Source organism: Clostridium sp. OM05-9 (assembly GCF_003481465.1).
In the GTDB taxonomy this organism is placed as follows: domain Bacteria; phylum Bacillota; class Clostridia; order Lachnospirales; family Lachnospiraceae; genus Coprococcus; species Coprococcus ammoniilyticus.
On sequence record NZ_QULF01000007.1, the window covers coordinates 35,157 to 53,922 of the forward strand.

Sequence of the window (18,766 nt, forward strand, 5' to 3'; positions counted from 1 at the left end):
TAAAATTGAGTGAAACAAAGGTAGGCAAACGTGATTAGAAACCTTAATCAGGAAATAACAACTTTTGGTAGGTCTTATTTTTCTTCTTTACTATCCGGTACATTCTGCTTGATCGGCTTAAACTGCAAGGAGCCGGTGTTTTTCTTTGGCTCTTCGTGATTCACGATCGCTTCTGCCATATTGAATACCTCTGACAGGTCAGCCGTATTCATGGAAGAGTACTGAGCCGCCTTTTTGATGATTTTATCTGCCGGAGTTGCTTCTTTTTCTTCCTTTGCTTTTTTAGTTTCGCTGCTTAATCTGGTGGAAGTGACATCTTCAGCTTTTACGGATGGCTTAGCAGTAAGCTCTGTCATGCCATCTGTTACCGGAATGTCCGCAGGCTTTTGGTTGTTTGTATCATCGGCATTTTCTGCTGGCGTTTCGTCCAGAACAACAGCAGCGGCTATCGTATCTTCTGACTTTGTATCATTTGCAGAAGCAGTATCATCCGAGGTATTATCAGTATCGATACCTGTATCATTGCCTGTGTTGTGATCTGTGTTGTCTGGTGTATCATCGGCAGCATTATTGCTGGTATTGTCGGGAACGTTTTCGGCATCGCCGCTTGTATTGTTATCAGGACCATTGCCTGCGTTGTCAGCGGTATCGTTATCGGAATCATTGCCTGCATTGTCGTCGGTATCGTTATCGGAACCGTTGCTTGCATCACCATCAGGATCATCGTCAGGATCATCGTCAGGAAGTCCCTGCTTGATCACCCGGATCAGCATAATTCCGAGGATAATGATCAGGAAGAACATAACTACGATCACGATGATGCATATAGTGATAACCTTGTCCTTGTGCTGATCAAAGAAAGAACCATTGTTGGCATCTGTCGCAGAAGCAGTCGTGACTGCTTCTGTTGGAACTGCTGAAGCGACAAATCGGGTAAATGTTTTCTCAACGGTATCATAGTAGAACCATCCAGGTTCACCGTCCGGACTCATGGCATATACTACGAGGATCGTATCATCTTCATATTTGTGATAGGCGGTTACGGAATTTTTGTTAAACTTATAGGTGAAAGCCGTGTAACCCGACGGCACTGTAACGTCTTCGCCGGCTGTCAGAATGATAAAGCTTTTGTAAGCAGATGCAACATTGATAAATGGAACCCCAGATTTTGCGGTAGTATCAATGATATACCATGCTCCGTTTTTGCTGTCCTTATCTGTCAGATAAGCACATTTAACCAGTCCGTTTGGAGACTGATAGAGAATGATTTCGGTATCATTATATTTCTCTTTTATTTCGGCAAATCCTTCAGGAATAGTAAGCTTGCTGTAATCTTCTGTAAAATAATAATCTTTTCCATCAATCTGGATGATCGCTCTTGTATCTACCAGTTCTTCCACATTAACCGCAATGTCGTAGATATGATTATCGCCGGTTTCCGCAGTAACCTTGATAGAGATATGAGAGGTCTTTCCCGGTTCAAAATCTTCATTTCCGGTAATGGAAACGGATGATTTGCTGTCTTCCGGGATCGCATTGATCACAAGGCTTGTGGTATCTCCGGGAACGGTTGTCTCATAAGTATATGTATCTTTTGCAAATTCAGGCTTTAATTCACCTGGTGTGATCTGGATCGAAGACAGATAACAGTTATCAGACATTTCCTCTGTGGTATCTTCCGTTGTGTCCTCGGAAGAAGTGTCTGTCGTATCTTCTGTTGTAGATTCGGAAGAATTTGTTTCTGTTGTAGCCGGGGTGTCTGTTGTATTTGGTTCGCTGGTCGTTGCTTCTGTTGTACTGTTGCCGCCAGCGGCTGTTATTGTGATCGTAGCACCTGCATCTGATGCTCCGGCATGTTCTTCGCCCCATGTATAGACATCGGAGCTTCCCGTACTGACATAGGCAGATCCTGTATTTATAGCAGAAAATGTAAAGCTGTTGGAAGCAGAAGTAATATTTCCATCGCCATATCCGGCACAGGATACGGTTCCACCTCCGCCATAGCCATCGCCGGACTGATATTCCAGTAAGGAGGAATCATAGGACAGACAATAGCTGTAAGCGCCCAGTGCTTCAGAACAACTGATCGATACGGTTACTGTAACCGAACCACCCTTTTGAATGGATGAGGATGAAAGCGAGATCGAGAACTGGGTAGATGCTGCATAGGAGTGTATGCTGTTTCCGTATACCAGACAGCTTAATCCCAGAACCAAGATCATACATAATGCTGCTAATTTTTTTCTTGTTTTCATTTTATATATCTCCTGTATTTTATCATCTATTCATTTACTGCTGCATGATCTGTGCTGCGCCCATCAGATATTTCTGGACTTTTAACAGATCGAGAGCAGATAACATACCACTTCGTTTGATATTTGCGGCTTTCAGGTATGGATCCTTTAAGGTAGAAGCACCGATAATATGCTTCTGTATCTTTAACAGATCCAGTGCATTGATAATTCCGTCACCATTTACATCACCGAAAATAATAACGGTATAGGTGCTGGTATTGCCCGAAACAGTTATTTTTACAATGTCACCGGTACCGATACGGTCGGATGTCTTTTCTTCACCGGATGAAGTCCTTACACTGACAGTTCCGTTTGTACATCCAAGATTGGAGACAAATGCAGATACGGTGGTTGATACTGCTACGCCGGTTATGGTTCCGTCGGATACAGTATAGTTACCGTCAAATTCAGGATCTGAGCCGGAATTACCGGAAGATTTACCACGGACGATCGTTAATGTATAAGTACGTTTTGCGCCGCTTTGGGCTTTTACCGTAATTTTTACTGTATTCGTACCCTTTGACAGACTGACTTTTCCTGTTCCGGATACGGAAGCGTTTTTGTTGACCGGACTTGCAGAAATCGTAACAGAACTTGTTTTCTCTGATACGATCAGGGAATACTTGGTTGTTGTATTGACTGCAAATGTTGGTGTCAGGGAATAGTTATCAATACTCAGTGATTTGAGATAGTTGTTTGGATTGCCGCTGTCTGCCGGTTTGCTGACCATGGTATCCGGCATATTTTTGTATACCGGGATACAGAATGTGATTGAATTGTTCAGTGTGCCTGCACCACTGTAGGCATCGTATACCTTAGAGGCTTCAGAGGAAACTGCCTGCACATTAGTCATATACTGATGGGAGTATAAGGCAGAGGTATTTGTGACATTGAATTTCTGTGTATACAAAGTATTCTGCTTCTGCAGAATGTAATTATTTCCAATGTATTGAGCACCGCCATAGATGGATTTGTATACGGTGTTCCATGGTCTTCCGTAGGTAGAACCGGAGGATGCCCATTTAAGTGCATTTGTAACGGCGTTTCCGGTTACGCTGTCGAAACCGCCGATGTTATAGAAATTATAGATCCCCGAATATACGGAATGCTTTCCATTTGTGGCAGAACTGAGTGATGAGCCAACCTCCTGTTTGATTCGGGAGGCAATGTGGTATGGGCTGACACCGACTGCCTTTCCGGCTTTGATGATCAGTTCGGAATATGTACTGTTGGAACCGGATGGCTTGGATTTGTACATAAAGGTTCCGTTCAAAATGGATTCCACGCCGGATTTGGACTGAGAATCTTCATAAGAGAGATTCTCAAATGCAAATACGAACCGTTCATACAGATAAACACGGGGATCCAGATAATAGGAGACCAGTTTATCCGATGCGGCATACCAGCAGTTACCATCAAAGGATGCCCATGTATCGGTTTTGATGTTGTAACCGATCGTCGTGGAACGCCAGTTGTAGCGTGGATAACTGCTGGTTCCCTGAACAAGATTTTTGATCTGACCGGATTTGTTTCGTTCATTATCTACAAGATCATCCCAGTCGATTCCTGTCTGGACAGCTTTAAAAGTCCAGGATGGATGAGCCTCATGCAGTTCCCGGAGCTGTGCCTTATAGCTTTCCGGAAATCCCTGATCATTCATATAGGATTCAAAATCTTTGTCGGATTTTTTCCCTGAGGATTCTGTCGTTGCTGTTGTATTGTTTTTATCAGAAGAGTCTGTTTTGTCGATAGTGACATATGAAGCGGATACGTAGCCGGTATAGGTTGTCTTGTTATAAACAAGGGATACTTTATACCAGGAGCTGTTTGAGGTGTTCAGGATTGTAAGCTTGTGACCCCCATTTAACATAATGTTACTGCCGTGATCCGTTACAGGATTGCCGCCGGGGGCATCACGGAAATAAACATTCGTTACTCCATCTTTGATATGACCGGATTTTCCTGCGGCATCAGAAAGTCCGCTGTTCATGAAAAGACAGACCACAAGACAGCAGATAAGTGCTGCGATCGCCAGTATGGCGGATCGGTATGGTCTGTTACTTAGCCGTTTGTTATTCATATGATGCTCTCCTTTGTATATAAATGCACGATTCGATTTTTGTGATAAAAATATATAAACCTAAAAAATACAATACTGATTTTAGTTTACCATAATCTCAGAAAAAACAAACCCCTTTTTCGTCAAAAAATTAGTGATTTCACAGAAAAAATTGGATGTGCGTACAATATAGAACATATAGGTTGGAATAGAAAATAGGACAGCGGGACAGGCCAAAAATATTTGGTTGCGAAAATGTGATTGTTGATTTGAAAATAAAAAGAGATGCTGACCGATATAGTGGAGCAGGCATCTCTTTTTTCATGTGTATATTTATCCGATTTTTAATTTAAATTTCTGAATATCTTTGTCAGTATCAACTTTTTCGATCTTTCCGCCCAGACCACGGATCTTTTCATCAAATTTCTCATATCCACGCTGGATATACTTAATATCTGATATAACGGAAAAATCATCTGCAACTAATGCAGCAATCACAAGAGCAGCACCGGCACGAAGATCCGGAGCAGCTACATTTGCACCAGAGAAGGATTCTACACCATCAATGATAGCGGTATTGCCTTCTACCCGGATGTGAGCGCCCATTCTGGCAAGCTCGGCAACATATTTGAATCGATTCTCAAATATGCTTTCTGTTACAATACTGGTTCCGTTTGAAAGTGCCAGTGTTACAGCCATCTGCGGCTGCATATCCGTTGGAAATCCCGGATAAGGAAGTGTTTTGATATTGGTTGGTTTCAAACGTTTATCAGACATAACCCTTACAGAGTCATCATATTCAATTACATGAGCACCGATCTCGTTCAACTTGGAGGTGATAGCTTCCAGATGTTTTGGAATTACATTCTTGATCAGTATATCACCTTTTGTTGCAGCAGCGGCTACCATAAATGTACCGGCTTCGATCTGATCCGGAATGATGGAATAAGTAGTACCATGAAGTTCTTTAACACCACGGATACGGATGACATCAGTTCCTGCACCTTTGATATTTGCGCCCATACTGTTTAAGAAGTTGGCAACATCGACAATATGTGGTTCTTTTGCTGCGTTTTCAATGGTGGTTTTACCTTCAGCGAGAACTGCAGCCATCATAATATTGATCGTTGCACCAACGGATGCAACATCCATATAAATATGGCTTCCAATCAGTTCTTCGGCATAAGTGGAGATGGTTCCATTTGTAATATCAACCTGTGCACCAAGTGCTTCAAATCCTTTTATATGAAGATTGATCGGTCTTGCACCAATATCACAGCCACCAGGTAATGCAACCTGAGAGTGCTTGTATTTTCCAAGTAATGCACCTAACAGATAGTAAGATGCACGAATCTTACGGATGAATTCATCATCTACGCACAGATCACTGTTTGGATTGATAGCGGCGCCACAGATGGATACGGTATGTTCGTCTATGTAGCGTACTGTCGCACCAATACCCTGAATTGCCTGAAGAAGGACACGGGTATCTCTTACATTTGGTACATTTTCTATTATAACTTCCTGATCGGTCATTACAGCAGCAGCAAGGATTCCGAGAGCTGCGTTCTTTGCACCTGCAATAGTTACCTCTCCTTCAAGAGGCTGACCGCCTTTGATCACATATTGTTCCATATTGCACCTCTAAATATTTATAAACATATTTAAAAAGTCCGGTTAAAATTTCTGTCGTTTTTTCGATACTTTACCGCACAGATAACTTCTAGATTATAGCATATTTTTGCGAAAAGTAAATAGCAAGTAAAATTATTTATCTGCTTCGCAGTAAATACAACGATAAATCCGGTGTGCTCTGTCTGTAAGCTTAAAGATATGCTGGATTCCCTGTTCGGTTGAGGTTATACAGCGCGGATTGGTACATTTCTTGATGCCTACCAGGCGTTCCGGAAGCTCAATATTTTTCTTTTCCACCAGTTTTCCGTCACGGATAATATTAACGGAGATATCCGGATCGATATATCCAAGGACATCAAGGTTGATGTCGATATCCTGATCTATCTTTAAGATATCCTTTTTACCCATTTTCTGGCTTTTGACATTTTTGATAATTGCTACGGAGCAGTCCAGCTTGTCGAGATGCAGGTCATTATAGATCTGGAGTGCCTTGCCTGCAGCAATGTGATCAAGTACGATACCATTTTGAATACTGTCTATGTTCATCTGTTTGTACCTCCTATGCTAAACCAAGCAGTGTGGCAATTAATGCCATACGGACATATTTACCATTTAATACCTGACGGAAATAACATGCTCTTGGATCGTCATCCACTTCAACAGCAATCTCATTTACCCGTGGCAGCGGATGCAGGACACACATGTCCGGACGGGCAAGTGCCATCTTACTGTTATCCAGTATGTAAGTATCCTTTAATCGTATGTAGTCTGCTTCGTTGAAGAAACGTTCTCTCTGTACTCTTGTCATATAGAGGATATCCAGTTCTCCGATCACATCCTCCATAGATGAAACTTCCTTATAAGGTATATTATTCTTCTCGATCACTTCTGTGCGGATATAATCAGGAATTTTTAATTCATCCGGTGAAATAAGCACAAAACTGATATTTTCATAACGGGACATTGCTTTGATCAGAGAATGAACGGTACGTCCAAACATCAGATCTCCGCAGAAGCCGATCACAAGGTTGTCCAGTCTTCCTTTTTCACGTTTGATCGTTAAAAGATCAGCCAGTGTCTGTGTTGGGTGGTTATGTCCACCGTCACCTGCATTAATGATCGGTACATCGGATTTCATGGATGCAAGCATCGGAGCACCTTCCTTAAAATGGCGCATGGCTATGATATCTGCATAACAGCTTACAACCTTTACTGTGTCACCAACGCTTTCACCCTTAGATGAGGATGATGAACTGGCAGAAGAAAAACCAAGTACATTACCACCTAATTCCATCATGGCGGCTTCAAAACTTAAACGAGTTCTTGTACTTGGTTCAAAAAATAAAGTAGCGAGCTTTTTGCCTTTGCATAACTCACTGTATTTTTCTTTATGATCAATAATATCCTGAGCAAGATTTAAAATGTGATCGAGCTCTTCCAAACTTAAATCCATTGGGTCTATCAGATGTTTCATGGCGGCCTCCTTACAAATTTGCTATCCCCGATTATAGCACCTGCCTGAATGCCATGCAACCGGTTTTTCCGGTAAAACCATGGAATGTAAATAACCGCCGGGGGGCATACTGTTATATCGCCCCCCGGCGGTTATCAACATTCCATGGTTTTATGAATTTAAGAGTGTGTACATTACGGCCTTTTCAGCATGACGACGGTTTTCTGCCTCGTCTAGGATGTGATCGAGGTTCTTATCTACGACATCCTGAGAGATTTCGAAGCCGACATGCATTGGCATATCGTGGAATACGATCGCTTTGCTGCCTTTTGTGAAGTCGCCGTTTAACTGGTAAGGCATCATCTTTGCAAGGGTTTCTTCCTTCTGCTTTTGGTAAGCAGGATTGTTGAAGAATTCCATATCTACCCATGTATCTGTGTAGAGGACATCCATCTTATTTGCATATTCCTTTGCTTCTTCCATGGACATGGCAGGATCAAGCTCGATATAATGACCGCTTTTCTTTGCTTCTTCATACAAATCAGGACCACAGGCTGTCTCATTTACAAGTGGAGTCAGTCCGTATAACGTACCCTTCTTCATCTTGGAGAAGAATTCAACATGGGAGTTAAATACATTGTTCTTTGCACCGATGTACATCAGATTGACATCCAGAGTTCCAAACTTCTCAAGGATCGTGAGGGCATCTGCAAGGATCTGGCATGGATGGTAGGAATTATCACAGCCGTTGATAAATGGAACCGTAGCATTCTTGCCAAATAATTCAACAGTTTCATTTTTGATCAGACGTGCCATGATGATATCAACATTACGGCAGACATATTTGATCTCGGAAACAGGCTCGCCGAGTACAAAGTTGGAGTCCTTCCATAACTGGTTGTAGTAGGTACCACCTAACTCGGTAATGCCGGTTGCAAATGAAAGAAAGGTTCTGGTTGATGTCTTTTCAAATAAAGTATAAAGTTTCTTTCCTTTTAAGGATTCGCTGTACTTCTCCGGATTCTTCTTCATATCCAGAGCAAGGTTCAGGATATCCATCAGCTCATCTGCTGTGAATTCCTTGAAGTTTAACATGTTTTTCATAACTGACACCTCTTCTTTAAAATAGTATGTATCCGTCACTGCTTCGCATATATGCATAAATTATACAGAAAAATTGCATATATTCATATAACATAAAATAGAGAAGCAGGGCATATTTATAATATTGTTATTGAAATAATAACGGAAAAACAAATTGTATCACGATATGTATTTTTTTTCAATTTTTTTGTATTTATTTTGCAAACATACAGGACGATAACAGATAGATACTGGTACATTATGCATAAATATAGCAGAATAAGCAATATTTTGGTACAGACTTCGTTGACAGCAGTTTATAAATATTTTATACTTTTTATTATATGAAATCAGAGATGCGGAAGGAGCATCGGCAAGGAGGAAAGTATGAAACAAAGAAGTATTGGTATGTGTATCTTATTGACGATCGTTACCTGTGGTATTTATGGACTTTACTGGTTTGTATGTATTACAGACGATACAAATGAGATGTCGGGTGAGAATGAACTGGCAGGTGGCGGGATGGCACTGCTGCTTACACTTGTTACCTGTGGTATTTATGGATGGTACTGGGCATACAAGATGGGTGAAAAGGTCGATATCATTAAGAACAGAGGCGGTATGCCATCCAGCAACAGCGGTATCCTGTTTGTAGTTCTCCAGTTATTTGGACTTGGAATTATCGACTACGCACTGGCACAGGATGCGATCAATAAGTACAGCGGAACGAACGGATATGGCCAGCCATATAATGGTGGATATCAGAACCAGCAGTATAACGGCTATAATCAGAACCAGCAGTACGGCGGATACAACCAGAATCAGCAGTATGGTGGCTATGATCAGAGCCAGCAGTATGGTGGTTACAACCAGAGCGGCAATAATCCATACAGCAATGGAAATGATAATAACAACCCATATAACGGACAGTAAGAAACATATATGGAAGAAAAGAAAAATCGTGTCCGAAAGATTATATATCGGGATAGCATTATTCTTTTAGCAGGAATCCTGTATGCGGTATTTGTCAGACTGACCGGTCTGGCAGTACCCTGCATATTCCGGACACTGACCGGATGGCAGTGCCCCGGTTGTGGGATAACCAGAGCATGCCTGTCTTTATTAAAAGGAGAGATACGGACATCCTTTTCCTATAATCCGTTTTTGTACATTGCAGGACCATGTATCATATATCTGATAGTCAGGGGAGATTTGAACTACATAAAAGGAGACGCATATCGGCTGGGTTCAGCGGACACGGTTTTAATCTATATACTGATCATGGCGGCGCTGATATTCGGCGTTGTGAGAAATTTATAAAAAAATTTATAAAATACCATCTTTTATTTGACAGAACATAGCATTATAAAAGTTTTAGTGTAAGGTTTTGTTGAATGAAAGATGGTATTTTTATACGGCTTTTTCTTTATTTGCAAGGATGATGCCGGCACAGACAAGAACAAGTGCGACCAGACAGCGGATGTTTAAGGCAGATGTTTCATGCAGAAGCAGAGCTGATAACAGTACGCCAAAGACCGGATTCGAGAAGCCGTAGACGGCGATCCGGGATACCGGGTTGTGCGCTAACAGCAGACTCCATAATGTATAGGCGCAGGCCGAGATGAACGCCATATAGAGCAGAAGCAGGACAGCAGGAGCGGAGTCTCCTGCGATATGTCCGCCTCCGGCAAGTCCGCAAAGGATCATCACGAAGCCGCCGACAAAGAACTGCCAGCCGCTGAGCAGAACCGGATTCTCCTTATCGGAAAAATATTTGATGATAACTGAAGAGAAAGCATAAGCCACTGTTGATAACAGGATGAAGCCTTCTCCGGTGAGAGAGAAATGCGCGTCTACACCATTTCCCAGATTGATGATAACAACTCCGATAAATCCAATCAGACATCCAAGCATCTTTTTGGATGTAACCTTTTCCATTTTAAATAACAGACCCGATACAAGAATCGCCAGAAAGACGTTTGTCGCTTCAATGATCGCTGCCTTGCTTCCGGTCGTATTTGCCAAACCGATGTAAAAGAAGACGTATTGCAGGATAGTCTGGAACAATGACAGGATAAAGATACGTTTGACCGTTGTCCCGTTATGTGGGATCAAAGGCTTTTTATATATGAAGCTGCAGATAAGGATAACCATAAGTCCGGCGAGCAGAAAACGGATGCCGGCGAACAGGATCTGGGATGCGGTATCATTTCCGCCGATTGAAAACATCCGGTAGCCGATCTTGATGCAGGGAAAGGCGCTTCCCCATAAGGCACAGCAGATGAGTGCAAGTGTGATAACAACAGGTGTTTTCGTTAAAAAATTTTTCATGACAGAATAACCTCAATAATAAAAGTATAATTTTAAACAGTAACAGATGACGGCAGATCCACAGATGTGTCGTGCGGTATTACATGATCGCACTGTTCGGATATACTATAGCATAAAAGAAATCCGAAAAAAAAGACATAATTTTATTTAGAGATGAAGGTTGCAAAAACTGTATAAAAACAAATGGAATCTGTTGACAATTTGCACAAAAAAGGCATATAATTTTTGTTATCTGAGCACATAAGATTGCCAGAAAAAATAGCGCAGACATTTCATTTGTGTTTGTAGTTTTATCAAGGAGGGTTTTTGAAATGGCAAAAAAACCGTATTATATTACAACCGCCATTGCATATGCATCAGGTAAACCTCATATAGGCAACACCTACGAGATTGTGTTGGCTGACAGCATTGCAAGGTACAAGAGATTCGCAGGATATGATGTAAGATTCCAGACCGGAACCGATGAACATGGTCAGAAGATCGAGAATAAGGCTTTTGAGAACATGCAGACTCCAAAGGAATTCGTTGACGAGATTTCAGGCGAGATTAAGAATATCTGGGATCTGATGAACACATCTTACGACAAATTTATCAGAACAACAGATGCAGACCATGAGAGACAGGTTCAGAAGATTTTTAAGAAGCTGTACGATCAGGGTGACATATATAAGGGAGAATATGTAGGGAAATATTGTACTCCATGTGAATCCTTCTTTACAGATTCACAGCTTGTAGACGGCAAATGTCCGGACTGCGGAAGACCGGTACAGGAAGCAAAAGAGGAAGCATATTTCTTCAAACTCAGCAAATATCAGGACAGACTGATGAAGCACATTGAGCAGAATCCTGATTTTATTCAGCCGGAGTCCAGAAAGAACGAGATGATCAATAACTTCATCAAGCCGGGACTTCAGGATCTGTGCGTATCCAGAACATCCTTTAAATGGGGTATCCCGGTTGATTTTGATGACAAGCATGTTATCTATGTATGGATCGATGCATTATCAAACTATATTACAGGTCTTGGATACGATGTAGACGGTAATAACGATGAATTATATAAAAAATACTGGCCTGCTGACTTACATCTGATCGGAAAAGATATCTTAAGATTCCATACGATCTACTGGCCGATCATGCTGATGGCGCTTGGAGTACCGCTTCCAAAGCAGATCTTCGGACATCCATGGCTGATCCAGAATGACGGTAAGATGAGTAAGTCCAAGGGAAATGTAATGTATGCAGATGATATGGTCCGCCTGTTTGGTGTGGATGCAGTCCGTTTCTTCGTTCTGCATGAGATGCCGTTTGAGAATGACGGAATCATTTCATGGGAGCTGGTTGTAGAAAGAATCAATTCCGAGCTTGCAAACACACTTGGAAATCTGGTAAATCGTACGATCTCTATGTCAAACAAATACTTTGGCGGCGTAGTTACGAATACCGGAGTAATAGAAGAAGTAGATGAAGATCTGAAGAATGTCGTATTAAACTGCCGTATCAAGGTCGCAGAATGCATGGATAAGTTAAAGGTTGCAGATGCAATCTCAGAGATCTTCACCTTATTCAAGAGATGCAACAAATATATCGACGAGACCATGCCTTGGGCACTTGCAAAAGATGAAACAAAGCAGGATCGTCTGAATACCGTATTATATAATCTGGTTGAGAGCATCGTGATCGGTGCGTCCCTTCTGGAGCCATATATGCCGGATACCTCTGTTAAGATCCTGAACCAGTTAAATGCTGCAAAGAGAAAGGTAACAGAGCTTGGAAGATTCGGACTTTATCCATCCGGAAACAAGGTAACAGAAACTCCTGAGATCCTGTTCGCAAGACTGGACGTAAAGGAAGTTATGGCAGAAGTTGCCAAGTTTGCACCTCCGGTAGAAGAAACTATCTACGAGAAAGCAAAGAAGCAGAAGGAAGAAAAAGAGAATTCCGAAGAAAAGAAGAAAATGAAACAGGCAGAAGCTAAGGTCGCTGCACTTAACAATGATCCGTCTGTTCTGAATAAACAGCAGATCACGATCGAAGAATTTGAGAAGATGCAGTTGATGATCGGCGAGATCATTGCATGTGAGGAAGTACAGAATTCCAGAAAACTTTTATGTTCTCAGGTTAAATTCGGTGAGAACAATGTGAAACAGATCGTATCGGGAATTAAAGGCTCCTATTCACCGGAAGAAATGGTTGGAAAGCGCGTTGTTGCGATCGTAAACCTGAAGCCATGCAAGCTTGCAGGAGTTGTATCAGAAGGTATGCTGCTGTGTGCAGAGGATGCAGAGGGCAATCTGTCCCTTCTTACAACCGAGAAGAATCTGCCAGGTGGTTCATTCATCAGCTAATTAATAGAAAACGCAGCCCTACAGATATGAAGTCGTTGATTTATTGGGTGGTCTATGATAAAATTTTAATGTCTGCTTATAGTATGGAGGAAAGCAGATTTTGAAAGATTTAGAAATCTTAGCGCCATGTCCCTTTGGATCAACGACGAAAAGGGTGACGAGGATAGAGGTTATCGAAAATTCGGCGGATGCCTCTACGCAGAGTCCGGATGCGCACATGCATGCCAAATATGGAAGAGATTCCAAAACAAAGCAGCATGACCGGATAATTTGATGATGCAGTAAAATATCTGGCGGACGATAAAGACAGATATACGAACAGAAAAAGAAATATGCATCATAAGCCGAAAGGAGATAATTGAATATATGTGTGGAATCATAGGTTTTACAGGCAGAAAGCCGGCGAAGGATATCCTGATCGATGGACTGGAACGGTTAGAGTACAGAGGCTATGACAGTGCGGGTATTGCACTTTTAAATGACGATGATACATTAACGATCCGGAAGAAGGCAGGAAGAGTCAGCGAACTCAGGGAACTGTGTAAGGATGGAGATTATTCATCGACTTGCGGTATCGGACATACAAGATGGGCAACACATGGTGGAGTTACAGATGCGAATGCGCATCCGCACAGATGTGGAAATGTTGCTCTTATCCACAATGGTATCATTGAGAATTACAGTGACATCATAAGAGAGTATGGACTGGCAGATAAGCTTGTATCAGAAACAGATTCTGAAGTTGTGGCAGCCCTGCTGGATACTTTGTATGATGGTGATCCGATCGCAGCGATTCGGAAGGCGGTTAAGATAATTGCGGGTTCATTTGCGCTTTGCATTATGTTTGCAGACAGACCTGGAATCATATATGCAGTAAGAAATGTCAGCCCGATGGTAGCAGCACACAGCGAAGAAGGATCTATCATTGCGTCAGACCTGACAGCGATCATTTCATTCTCAAAAGATTATTTTGTTGTGCCGGAATATCATATCCTTACAATGACACAGGAAGGAATCCGGGTTGAGGATCTGAAAGGCAATGAAGTAAAACCACAGATGTTAGAGATTACATGGGATATTACAGCCGCTCAGAAAGGTGGATTTCCACATTTCATGTTAAAAGAGATTTATGAGCAGCCGGAATCCCTGAGAAATACGATCACACCAAGAATTGTGAATTCACTCCCTGATTTTACAGAAGACGGGATTGATGATGAAGTATTTAAAAATTGTGAAAATATCACAGTCATTGCATGCGGAACTGCTATGCATGCCGGAATCGTAGGAAAAGCAATGATCGAATCAGAGCTTCGTATACCGGTAAATGTGGAGATCGCATCAGAATTCCGTTATAAAGAACCACTGATCAATGAGAAGACATTGGTTATCGTAACTTCCCAGTCGGGAGAGACAATTGACACATTGGAAGCAATGCGTCTGGCAAAAAGATGTGGTTCCAAGGTTATTTCGATCGTAAATGTAAAAGGGTCTACGATCGCAAGAGAAAGTGATTATGTGTTATATACACATGCCGGACCGGAGATTGCAGTTGCAAGTACAAAGGCATATTCGGTTCAGATGGCGGCAATGTATTTAATCGGCTGCAGGCTTGGACTTGTAAAAGAAATTTATTCAGAAGAGCAGGCAAAGGAATTTATCAGCAAACTGTTGGGAACAATTCCGGTAATAGAAGAAACCCTGCTTCAGGCAGATGAAGTCAAGACTGTTGCTAATTATATAAAGATGGCTCCGGATGCATTCTTTATCGGAAGGGGCATGGATTATACTCTTTCACTGGAGGGGGCTCTGAAGTTGAAGGAGATATCCTATGTTCATGCGGAGGCTTACGCAGCAGGTGAATTAAAACATGGTACGATCGCTCTGATCACAGAGAATGTACCGGTTATCGCGTTAGCGACACAGCCGGCTGTATACGAGAAGATGGTTTCAAATATAAGGGAAGTAAAAGCCAGGGGAGCATATGTTATTCTAATTAGTATGGGTGACGAAGTTACTGACACCCAGATATGTGATAAGCATATAAGAATACCTAAGCAGGATAGTTTATTTACTGTATTTGCAGCGGCTGTTATTTTGCAGTTGATCGCATATTATACATCAGATGCAAAAGGGCTGGATGTAGATAAACCGCGTAATCTTGCCAAGTCTGTTACTGTAGAGTAAATGGGACTTGAGTGGCTGGAGAATAATTGCGGAGGGTGTTATTATGAGCACAGAGAAGACATATTTGTGCGATGAGTACAAATTATATTTTAAGATTGAAGATGATGTCCAGATCCTTCATAATGAAGTCGAGCTGTACAATACATCATTTGTAGGAAACAACAGCTTTTGCCATGAAGAGTATATTGACGGACAGAGAGCGCTTACATATTCGATTCCGGCCATGATTACGATGAATCAGTTTATTACAAAGAAGATTCACAGGGACGAACTGGTGGATATTATGTTCAGCATAGCTGACCAGTTGATGTACCTGAAGGCGAATGATATGCCACTCGGTAAGGTTATCCTGAATATTGGATATATGTATCTGAATCTGGAAGATATGAGTGTTCAGCTTGTGTTCCTTCCAATCGATAAACCGATGGAAAAATGCAATATGGAGAAGTTTGTCAGAGATCTGGTAAACAAGCTTGACTTTGCGAATAAGAAAGCTTCAGACTGTGGATATGAACTGATCAAATTCTTTGATCATAATCCATCTTTCTATCTGTCAGAGTTCTACAAGATGATCACAGATATGAAGAACGACAACAATGTTCATCCGGAGGATGAGCAGCATTTCATTGTCAGACCGCAGAAAGCAGAGGCAATAGAAGATACGGAAGTTCCATTACAGACAACCGTTGTATCAATTCCAAGTTTTAAACTGGCAAAGGAAGTTAAGGATTATTCCGGTAATGATATCGGATTTGATGATGATTCAGACATTACATCAACGACTGTTTTGACGAATGCATCCAAGAGCAAACCGGGTCCTGTTATCGTAAGAACCAGAACCGGTGAGCGGATTAAGATCGACAAACCGATCTTCTGTATCGGTAAGTCTGCACAGGGTGTTGATTATCAGGTAACAGACAACAATTCTGTCAGCCGTCGTCATGCATATATCATCAACGTCAATGGTGTTTATTATCTGCGTGATAACAAATCAACCAACCACACCTATCTTGGTGGCAAGATCATCAACAGCGGTACAGACATGATGCTGATCGATGGCAGCAAATTTAAACTTGCAAACGAGGAATTCACATTCCGCGAGAAATAAACCAAAAGGCTTCGTCCTGTTTCTGACAGACGAAGCCTTTTCATATAACTATTCTGTAAGTATTTTATCAATAGGCAGAAAGACAACAGCGTGTAGTATGTATAGATAGAAAAAAGAACAATATCTTTCATGTAGCAGACCTTTTTACTCTGTATAACTTCGAACTAACCTCGGCGAGCCTCGCTAAGGTCTCAGTTACGAACGTCGGTCCTTAACGAACCACCGTTAGGTGGGAGTTTAGTACCGCTACGTGAGAAATAGAACGAGAGTGTTCTGCGTAGTGAAAGGGTATTGTTCTTTTTTTAGATGAAAAATTGGTGCTGTTGTCTTTCGCCCGTTTATTCCTTGGAAGTGTCGGCTTCCGTAGCGTCAGCGGTCTCAGTGGCGATCATTGCCTGGTCGATCTCCTTCAGACTGTCGGATGAGATGCTGTAGTATTCACCGTCATCGTTGATAAGTGCCTTGATGACTACAGGATCCTTGTACTGTGGTTTTTCGGTATGAGAAGAAAGGATCGATGCAATACCGTTTGCAAACTTTTTATCATATTCCTCTTTCTTAACGTCATTATAGACACCGTCGTCTACGTCTTTATTAAAGGCTTCAATATAAGCAATAATTTCATCGTAGGACTGGTCAAGGATTGCCAGTGGATATATGGTTACATCCACATAGTAGTCCCCGTTTTCTTTATAGCTTTCCGATACTTCATATCGTGCATCATTGTAAATAGCGGCAGCAACAGTGGTAAAAGTCTGGTTTACTTCAACAGACTGGTTGGTATTCAGATTATAATGTGTGATCAATTGGTTTGCGAGATTGGAAAGGCAGTCCTGATACAGTGCAAGTGCATCGGTTTCATTTCCTTTATTCTGTTTCACATAATTGGTGTAATCACCTTTATAATTAACATCGAGAAGATTTTTTACATACGATTGGTATGCGGTAACTTTTTTCTGACCACAGCCGGTAAAAGCAAAAAGACAGATCAGGATCATAAATGCAGTGGTCAGGCATTTTCTTGTGTGTTTCATAGTAATAAAAATTCCTCCTAACAGTTCGGTTTGATTTCCTTGTCCAATATAGCACAAAATATGTGCTTTGTAACTAAATTAAGAAAAAATAATTGTGCAAAACTATAAGGGTGTGTTATAATCATTTCAATTAGTGCTTACAGAAAATGAGCATCTGTACTGGAATGCATAAGTATAACACACAGAAATAGACGACGATGGCAGGCGCAATGATCGCCCTGACGACAGGAAGATGCTTAAATAATAGATTATTTTGGAGGGATCATCGTGGCAAAAGACAATAATTTTGATGAGGAAGAAGTAAAGACAGAAGCATCATTTAAGACAGTAACATTTGGTGGATATGATAAGAATTCAGTTGATTATTATATTGAAGAGTTAAAGGCTGATCATGAAAAGGAAGTCAATGAGTTAAAGGCAAATGTAAACAAGCTCAGCGAAGCCGTATTAAGCCTTAAGACTATGAGAGAAGTAAATCTGACAGAGTCAAATAAGACAATTGATGGCTTAAAAGCAAAGAATGCAGAATATGAAAGCGAGATTGAATCTCTGAAGGAGCAGGTAAACGCTTATAAGCAGAAGGAATTCGAATCCGCAGGAAGATATGAATCCATTTCAAGAACACTCTTAGAGGCAAGAGAGAGCGCAGATGCGCTGATCGCCCAGACGAATAAAGAGTGTGAGGCACAGCATGCAGAGATGACTGCAAAGTGTGAAGCAATGGAGAAGGATACAACCGATCGTTGCAATGCACTTGAGACAGAGACAAATGCAAAGTGTAAGCAGATGTATGATGAGACGGAAGCAACTTGCGCAAGTCTGAAGGAACAGGCTTACAACGACAGCGAGCGTACAAGAAATAAAGCACATGAAGCTGCAGAAGCTTTAAGTGCAAAGACAGATTATGAGTGCAGAACCCAGAAGGAAAATGCACAGAAGGAAGCAGAAGCTATTACAAACAAAGCGACCAGCGAAGCATACGTTCTCAGAAAGAATGTAAAGAAGGAATGTGATGCAGTCAGCAAATATATGGGAGAACTTCTGGCTGCCTTAGATGGTGTTGTAGATGCATGTTGTGTAACAAAGGATATTGCAGATAAGGCATTTACAGGTCTGAAGAGTGAAGCAACTTCAATGGTGTCATCCGAGGATGATAAAGAAGCTGCCGGAACGGAAGACGACAAAACAGAGGAATAATATTAACAGCGATATTTAACATACATGAAACTTTTCTATG

The 18,766-nt window shown here is 41.5% G+C and carries 14 protein-coding genes; 6 read left to right on the forward strand and 8 right to left on the reverse strand.

Going from position 1 to position 18,766, the window contains the following annotated elements:
* Positions 1–74: 74 nt before the first annotated feature.
* From DXB77_RS12040 to DXB77_RS12065, 6 genes are all read right to left on the reverse strand, one after another.
* Positions 75–2,255: a cadherin-like beta sandwich domain-containing protein gene (locus DXB77_RS12040; RefSeq protein WP_118663442.1), complete on the reverse strand. Its 2,181-nt coding sequence runs from the start codon at positions 2,253–2,255 to the stop codon at positions 75–77.
* A 34-nt stretch (positions 2,256–2,289) separates the two neighbouring features.
* Positions 2,290–4,374 carry a dockerin type I domain-containing protein gene (locus tag DXB77_RS12045; protein WP_118663444.1) on the reverse strand — a complete coding sequence of 695 codons (2,085 nt, stop codon included), beginning with the start codon at positions 4,372–4,374 and terminating at the stop codon, positions 2,290–2,292.
* A gap of 312 nt (positions 4,375–4,686) precedes the next feature.
* Positions 4,687–5,988 (reverse strand): UDP-N-acetylglucosamine 1-carboxyvinyltransferase, encoded by a 1,302-nt coding sequence (locus DXB77_RS12050; protein ID WP_021944022.1) that lies wholly within the window; start codon positions 5,986–5,988, stop codon positions 4,687–4,689.
* Positions 5,989–6,120: 132 nt separating this feature from the next.
* Positions 6,121–6,534, reverse strand: a complete 414-nt coding sequence (locus tag DXB77_RS12055) for an aspartate carbamoyltransferase regulatory subunit (RefSeq protein WP_008400467.1) — start codon at positions 6,532–6,534, stop codon at positions 6,121–6,123.
* Positions 6,535–6,547: 13 nt separating this feature from the next.
* Positions 6,548–7,462 (reverse strand): aspartate carbamoyltransferase, encoded by a 915-nt coding sequence (gene pyrB, locus DXB77_RS12060; RefSeq protein ID WP_117808555.1) that lies wholly within the window; start codon positions 7,460–7,462, stop codon positions 6,548–6,550.
* Between the two features lie 150 nt (positions 7,463–7,612).
* Positions 7,613–8,545 (reverse strand): ornithine carbamoyltransferase, encoded by a 933-nt coding sequence (locus DXB77_RS12065; protein WP_118663446.1) that lies wholly within the window; start codon positions 8,543–8,545, stop codon positions 7,613–7,615.
* 366 nt (positions 8,546–8,911) lie between these two features.
* On the opposite strand from DXB77_RS12065, the gene DXB77_RS12070 reads away from it, so the two are divergent.
* Together DXB77_RS12070 and DXB77_RS12075 are read left to right on the forward strand one after the other, a co-directional pair.
* Positions 8,912–9,457, forward strand: a complete 546-nt coding sequence (locus DXB77_RS12070; RefSeq protein ID WP_118663448.1) for a DUF4234 domain-containing protein — start codon at positions 8,912–8,914, stop codon at positions 9,455–9,457.
* A 9-nt stretch (positions 9,458–9,466) separates the two neighbouring features.
* Positions 9,467–9,844 carry a DUF2752 domain-containing protein gene (locus tag DXB77_RS12075; protein ID WP_117808557.1) on the forward strand — a complete coding sequence of 126 codons (378 nt, stop codon included), beginning with the start codon at positions 9,467–9,469 and terminating at the stop codon, positions 9,842–9,844.
* Positions 9,845–9,934: 90 nt separating this feature from the next.
* Here DXB77_RS12075 and DXB77_RS12080 read toward each other — a convergent pair whose 3' ends face one another.
* The gene (locus DXB77_RS12080; protein ID WP_118663450.1) at positions 9,935–10,855 is read right to left on the reverse strand and encodes a DMT family transporter; all 921 of its coding nucleotides are present in this window, start codon (positions 10,853–10,855) and stop codon (positions 9,935–9,937) included.
* A gap of 311 nt (positions 10,856–11,166) precedes the next feature.
* Between DXB77_RS12080 and metG the strand changes: the two genes are divergently transcribed.
* The 3 genes from metG (at position 11,167) to DXB77_RS12095 (ending at position 16,495) form a co-directional block, all read left to right on the forward strand.
* Entirely contained in the window at positions 11,167–13,203 is a 2,037-nt protein-coding gene (metG, locus tag DXB77_RS12085; RefSeq protein ID WP_117808559.1) for a methionine--tRNA ligase, read from the forward strand.
* A 366-nt stretch (positions 13,204–13,569) separates the two neighbouring features.
* Positions 13,570–15,387 carry a glutamine--fructose-6-phosphate transaminase (isomerizing) gene (glmS, locus tag DXB77_RS12090; RefSeq protein ID WP_118663452.1) on the forward strand — a complete coding sequence of 606 codons (1,818 nt, stop codon included), beginning with the start codon at positions 13,570–13,572 and terminating at the stop codon, positions 15,385–15,387.
* Positions 15,388–15,430: 43 nt separating this feature from the next.
* Positions 15,431–16,495, forward strand: coding sequence for a DUF6382 domain-containing protein (locus DXB77_RS12095; protein WP_173784002.1), 1,065 nt, complete (start codon positions 15,431–15,433; stop codon positions 16,493–16,495).
* 338 nt (positions 16,496–16,833) lie between these two features.
* Here the strand turns inward: DXB77_RS12095 and DXB77_RS12100 are convergent, their stop codons facing one another.
* Positions 16,834–17,529, reverse strand: coding sequence for a hypothetical protein (locus tag DXB77_RS12100; RefSeq protein WP_117808561.1), 696 nt, complete (start codon positions 17,527–17,529; stop codon positions 16,834–16,836).
* 267 nt (positions 17,530–17,796) lie between these two features.
* Between DXB77_RS12100 and DXB77_RS12105 the strand changes: the two genes are divergently transcribed.
* Positions 17,797–18,726 (forward strand): hypothetical protein, encoded by a 930-nt coding sequence (locus DXB77_RS12105; protein WP_021944012.1) that lies wholly within the window; start codon positions 17,797–17,799, stop codon positions 18,724–18,726.
* Positions 18,727–18,766: the final 40 nt, after the last annotated feature.

Bases quoted from the DNA above. Each gene is read 5' to 3' on its own strand.
- metG (WP_117808559.1), top strand. From the start codon at position 11,167: ATGGCAAAAAAACCGTATTATATTACAACCGCCATTGCATATGCATCA.
- pyrB (WP_117808555.1), bottom strand. From the start codon at position 7,462: ATGAAACATCTGATAGACCCAATGGATTTAAGTTTGGAAGAGCTCGAT.
- DXB77_RS12070 (WP_118663448.1), top strand. From the start codon at position 8,912: ATGAAACAAAGAAGTATTGGTATGTGTATCTTATTGACGATCGTTACC.
- DXB77_RS12080 (WP_118663450.1), bottom strand. From the start codon at position 10,855: ATGAAAAATTTTTTAACGAAAACACCTGTTGTTATCACACTTGCACTC.
- DXB77_RS12075 (WP_117808557.1), top strand. From the start codon at position 9,467: ATGGAAGAAAAGAAAAATCGTGTCCGAAAGATTATATATCGGGATAGC.
- DXB77_RS12055 (WP_008400467.1), bottom strand. From the start codon at position 6,534: ATGAACATAGACAGTATTCAAAATGGTATCGTACTTGATCACATTGCT.
- glmS (WP_118663452.1), top strand. From the start codon at position 13,570: ATGTGTGGAATCATAGGTTTTACAGGCAGAAAGCCGGCGAAGGATATC.
- DXB77_RS12045 (WP_118663444.1), bottom strand. From the start codon at position 4,374: ATGAATAACAAACGGCTAAGTAACAGACCATACCGATCCGCCATACTG.
- DXB77_RS12095 (WP_173784002.1), top strand. From the start codon at position 15,431: ATGAGCACAGAGAAGACATATTTGTGCGATGAGTACAAATTATATTTT.
- DXB77_RS12050 (WP_021944022.1), bottom strand. From the start codon at position 5,988: ATGGAACAATATGTGATCAAAGGCGGTCAGCCTCTTGAAGGAGAGGTA.
- DXB77_RS12065 (WP_118663446.1), bottom strand. From the start codon at position 8,545: ATGAAAAACATGTTAAACTTCAAGGAATTCACAGCAGATGAGCTGATG.
- DXB77_RS12040 (WP_118663442.1), bottom strand. From the start codon at position 2,255: ATGAAAACAAGAAAAAAATTAGCAGCATTATGTATGATCTTGGTTCTG.
- DXB77_RS12100 (WP_117808561.1), bottom strand. From the start codon at position 17,529: ATGAAACACACAAGAAAATGCCTGACCACTGCATTTATGATCCTGATC.